Here is a 2,190-nt window from a genome sequence, read left to right as displayed (position 1 = left end):
ATTAATAATTTATAACTCTGCAATTATACATTGTTGGGCCAATTTTAGCAATCTTTTCTTATCATTCAACACTTCTGTTCACCGTCACCAGTATTTATTACTAGCGATATGCCAGGTTTAGAAAAAGTAGTTTTAGTTTTACACAAATTCATGGAAAGTAATGCAGAAGGTAGTTATGTAGTATACTCAACCGATCGATCTATCCGAATAGAAGGAAGTGTTGGAGGCTCTGTCACAGCAGGTAATATTGGAGGCAGTTCCTCCAGTCAAGTTCGAGGAGATGTCTCTCGAAATGACTAAAAATAAAAGTGTCACCCAAAAATAAATCAAATTAGGAGGGAATAATGGAAGATAAACAAGGTATTAAGATCGGAGGAAGTGTTGGAGGTCCTGTTACGGCAGGTAAGGTTGAAGGGGCTTCATCAAGTTATGTTGGAGGAAATGTCTCATTCGCTATAAACGAGTTACCTTCATCCTCTGAACCTGATAAACCCGGAATCAAAGAGTTACTCACCCAACTCGAAGCAGAAATTAAAACAGACCCAAATTTAAGTGAAGAGGACAGGGAGGATGCTTTAGAACAAGTAAAAGAGTTAGCTGAAGCTGCTCAAAATCCTAATGATGCAGAAATGAAGAATAAAGCCAAAAAGGCAGATCGGATTCTCGGACGAATTATCTCCGCTGTACCACAAGCCACAAAACTCTTAGAATTCTGTAATAACCTACTGCCATTGATTACTAAAGTGTTTGGGTTTTAGTAAGCGCTCGCCTTTCAGCAAACACGCCTAAGAGGATGTTTAAAAAGGGGGGTATGAGGTAAAAAAACTTTCAGGGTATAAGCTGAAGATACTTAGTCACAGCACCCTGAAAGAGATACAGCATATTCCACGCAAATAGAGTACACCTTAATCCCAAACACTTACCAAAATGGTTGACAAACCCTTGCAACCGTACTCCATAAACCTGGAAATTGCTGTATGAGTAAAGCATACTCTAGTAACTTGACCCAATGGCAATGGGAATTAATCGAATCACTGATTCCAGCAGCGAAACCAGGAGGTCGAAACCGAGAGGTAGAGATCAGGTCGGTGCTAAATGCGATCTTTTATGTGTTGACACAAGGCTGCACATGGAGAAACATACCAGGAGACTTCCCGGCATGGCAAACAGTGTATACCTACTTTCGGAATTGGAGAAAAGATGGAACCTGGGTCGCAATTCACGAGCGGTTAAGGGATTGGGTCAGAAGTGAACAAGATCGAAGCCCAGATCCAAGTGAAGCCATCATCGATAGTCAGAGCGTGAAGACAGCCGCAATGGTCAATCAATCAGTGGGTTATGATGCAGGGAAGAAAATTAAAGGGCGTAAAAGATTTGTGACAGTAGATACATTAGGCTTAATCCTGTCAGTATTTGTCACCGCAGCTAGTCAGACAGAACGAGATGGCGGTAAGATTGCGCTCCAGAGACTCAAGGAGAAAGGTACTCGAGTTGCCAGATTACATACTATTTGGGTCGATGGTGGATTTACTGGTGACTCATTTATGATGTGGGTAATGGATCTGTGTCACTGGGTTGTTCAGGTGGTTCTGAGGCCGCAAGAACACAAGGGATTTGTACTGTTACCAAAACGTTGGGTGGTGGAACGCACATGACGGCTGGCTATCTTGGTGCCGTCGATTGAGTCGAGATCATGAAGGTTTAACAGAGACTTCGGAAACTTGGATTTATATTTCGATGATCCGGATCATGGTTCGTCGTTTAGCATAATTTCATACCTCTCTCTGACTTTTCAAACACCCTCTAATAATTACGATCGCACTTCTTCTCCTCTCATTTGTTAACAGCACTGTTTTACGGATGGGTGAACAGGTTTGTGAAGTGCGATTTAACTCAATCCAGGAACATCCTCCTACAAAGCAGAGATTGGATACTGAAAATTCATCCTAGCCAACTCCAGAAATTCCCCCTCGCTATAGAAAGAAAAACCCCAACTTCCTGCCACATCGCGACGGTAGCAATCCACATTCATCCCTTATTGACCGATTAATACCTATTCTTGTATAGTTGATAGCGATCGATCAATCCGCAAATTTATCTCCTCTGTCAGACAGGGAGCATCCCACTTTTTGACTAAGCAGAAACACCTAGCTTGATGTCATTATTTAAATACGCACATCTCAGTCTTAA

General features: G+C 42.0%; 3 protein-coding genes. All 3 read left to right on the top strand.

The window, feature by feature from the left end; genetic code table 11:
- Positions 1-108 precede the first annotated feature (108 nt).
- The 3 genes from QUA33_RS27960 (at position 109) to QUA33_RS27950 (ending at position 1,770) form a co-directional block, all read left to right on the top strand.
- A complete protein-coding gene (locus QUA33_RS27960; RefSeq protein WP_333153008.1) occupies positions 109-300 on the top strand; it encodes a hypothetical protein in 192 nt (63 codons plus the stop codon).
- Between the two features lie 44 nt (positions 301-344).
- Positions 345-758, top strand: coding sequence for a hypothetical protein (locus QUA33_RS27955; RefSeq protein WP_333153006.1), 414 nt, complete (start codon positions 345-347; stop codon positions 756-758).
- 219 nt (positions 759-977) lie between these two features.
- A protein-coding gene (locus tag QUA33_RS27950) for an IS5 family transposase (RefSeq protein WP_333153004.1) occupies positions 978-1,770 on the top strand; the annotation gives its coding sequence in 2 pieces (ribosomal slippage) (positions 978-1,652 and positions 1,654-1,770; 792 coding nt in all).
- Positions 1,771-2,190: the final 420 nt, after the last annotated feature.

The organism is Microcoleus sp. Pol14D4, assembly GCF_036701245.1.
Classification (GTDB): domain Bacteria; phylum Cyanobacteriota; class Cyanobacteriia; order Cyanobacteriales; family Microcoleaceae; genus Microcoleus.
The sequence above is the reverse complement of the archived record's forward strand: the minus strand, read 5'-3'. Positions and strand labels throughout refer to the sequence as shown.

Bases quoted from the DNA above. Each gene is read 5' to 3' on its own strand.
- QUA33_RS27960 (WP_333153008.1), top strand. From the start codon at position 109: ATGCCAGGTTTAGAAAAAGTAGTTTTAGTTTTACACAAATTCATGGAA.
- QUA33_RS27955 (WP_333153006.1), top strand. From the start codon at position 345: ATGGAAGATAAACAAGGTATTAAGATCGGAGGAAGTGTTGGAGGTCCT.